This is a genomic window from Sulfitobacter sp., assembly GCF_041552635.1.
Lineage (GTDB): Bacteria > Pseudomonadota > Alphaproteobacteria > Rhodobacterales > Rhodobacteraceae > Sulfitobacter.
The window spans coordinates 1-2,592 of record NZ_JBFEKM010000304.1; the positions used below are offsets into that span (position 1 = coordinate 1).

Here is a 2,592-nt window from a genome sequence, read left to right on the forward strand (position 1 = left end):
CGACGCGCCAAACGGTCTGCAACAACAACGACCGCGGGGTCACCGCCGCAGTGCCTGAACGGGTGCCGCATCTGCACGCGCGACAGCGGCGCGGCCCTTGCCCATCTGCGGGCGCGCAACAAAGCTGCTGACGGCGCGTTCGTCTTCGGCCAGCGCATCCGCGATGCGTCTGGCAGCATGACCGTCGCCGTAAACCTTGCGCGCGGCAGCACCCTGCCCGACCCACGACGCGCCGTCGATCAGCGCCGATGCCTCCTTGATGATCGTTGCGGGGTCGGTTCCGACCAGTTTGCACACTCCGGCCTGTACGGCCTCGGGGCGTTCTGTGACGTCCCGCATCACCAGTACCGGCTTTCCAAGCGCTGTTGCTTCTTCCTGAATCCCACCGGAATCCGAAATAATGAACGCGGCTTGCTGCATCAGATGCACGAAAGGGACGTAATCCATCGGTTCAATCAGATGAATATTTTCCTGATCGCCCAACATTGCATTCACCGTCTCCCGGACCTTGGGGTTAAGGTGGACTGGATAGATGATCTGTTGCGCCGGATATTTTTCGGAAATCTCCTTGAGGCCAAGGCAGATGTCGCGAAAACCATCGCCGAAACTTTCGCGCCTGTGGCCGGTCACCAAAATCCAGCCATCTCCCTTCGGGATCGTGCCGGTGTACGGCTCCATATCCGGCGCTTTGTGCTTGAGAACCCAATACAGCGCATCAATCACGGTATTGCCGGTGACCACGATATCTTGGGCTGCGACACATTCATTCAACAGGTTTGCTTCGGCGTGTTGCGTCGGGGCAAAGTGCAGGTCAGCGATCGAGGAAATCACTTTGCGGTTTACCTCTTCGGGGAACGGGGCGTGTCTGTTGTAGGTCCGCAGGCCGGCTTCGACGTGGCCCACGGGGATTTGCAGGTGAAAGGCAGCCATCGCACCGGCCACGGCAGATGACGTATCCCCCTGAACCAGCACCACATCCGGCTGCGCCTGTTCGAACACAGCGCCAAGCCCGCGCATCACCGTCGGCACCAGACCGTTCAGCGACTGGCCCGGCTGCATCGCATCCAGATCAATATCGGGCCGCATTCCGAAAATCCGCAAGACCTGATCAAGCATCTGCCGGTGCTGCCCCGTCGCGCAGACGCTGACCTCGAATTCGGACGGGCGTGCGGCCAGTTCCATGTAAACCGGTGCCATCTTGATAGCTTCGGGGCGCGTGCCCACAATCAGCATGACTTTTTTCATCACGTTACTCCTTGGGGAATGGCCGCGCGTTGCGGGATGGCGGTGCTAGAGAGCACGGGCTGGAGGGCGTTCAACTCTCCCATGCTTGCATCCAGAAAATACTTGGCCCCCCAGTTGTTGACGCAGAACGGCAGGTATTCGGCGTCGATCGGATAGGCCGACGGCAAACCACCCTGCCACGCCGCGTCGGTTAGCGTTTTATCCAAGACCTGACGCAAAAAGCGCATGAGCTGGCGGGACATATCAGTGTAGCTGTTTTCACCGCTCAGCTGGTCCGCGCGAAACCCGACATCAGCAAGCTGTGCGATGGCCGTCAGCGCGGTAAAGGAACAAGACGTGGACATATCCGGCTGCACAAAAGCGCCGGGGATCTGGCCCGTGCGCGCAATCCCGTCGCGGAATGCGTCAAGCGCCGGGCGCACAGCGTCGAAATACCCCCGATCAGGCGCAAGCGCTGCCGCCTTGAGGTACCCTTCGATGGTGTAGACAAACGGATGCAGAAAGGCGACGCCTTGGCGCACGCCGGGAAACTCGCAGCCTTCGATGTAACCGTTTTTGTGCAGCCGCCCGTGCAAAGCGTTCAGGCAGCGGTGTCCCGCCTCGCTGAAATGGGGCGCGTTCAGCGTGCTGCCGGCATCAATCAGCGCGTAGGCGACCAGCGCATTGTGACTGCCAAAATGTTCGAACGCGAGATAGCTGTCCCACAAACCGTCAGCACGCTGGGCGTCGACCAAAAAGCGGGCAAGCCGATCTGTGGGGTCTGAATAGGCGTCGGCGCGGCGGGCCATTGCTGTGAACCCCTGCAAGATCGCGCCGCAATCGAACAGGACGATCTGGTCAGCACCGCCATCGCCGGTTGGTGGCGTTTCAATATTGCACCGGATATCGCCCGCGTTGCTTTGTCTTGAGACAAGCCAGTCGGCGGCTTTGCGGGCCATCAAATCTGCTTCACGAAACCCCGCGCGCGATCCCAGTTCGATCAAAGTTGGAATGCTGTATCCAGTGGTTTCGGGATAGGGTCCCTCATACCGCCGCTTTCGGGCATTATAGCTGGCGGGAATACCGCCGCAGGCCCAAAACTCCTGTCCACGCTCGACCCATCTTAGCATGGCCCGTGCGGCTGACGTGATCTCTGCGTGGGCAGCGATATCGGGGGGCGCAGGCATCGGGGCTGGCCAAGCCCTTCGTTCCTTGATGGTTTGTCGGCAAAGGTCCATCCGGCCAGATGACGCAATCCGGTAAACTGTACGTGCCAGCGGTACATCGGCAGGTGTTCCCATCGCTCTTACCTCTTCCTTCCGGTCGGCGTGGCCCAAATGCCATCGCTTGTTGTTTGGCTGCGCTTGC

At 60.3% G+C, this 2,592-nt stretch carries 2 protein-coding genes; both read right to left on the bottom strand.

Annotated elements, in window-relative coordinates; all coding sequences use genetic code 11:
- Positions 1–39 precede the first annotated feature (39 nt).
- Positions 40–1,245 (bottom strand): non-hydrolyzing UDP-N-acetylglucosamine 2-epimerase, encoded by a 1,206-nt coding sequence (gene wecB / locus ABYT07_RS20375; RefSeq protein ID WP_372993831.1) that lies wholly within the window; start codon positions 1,243–1,245, stop codon positions 40–42.
- On the bottom strand, positions 1,245–2,592 hold a 1,348-nt coding region (locus ABYT07_RS20380; RefSeq protein WP_372993832.1), incomplete at its 5' end, for a hypothetical protein. The genes wecB and ABYT07_RS20380, both read right to left, overlap by 1 nt.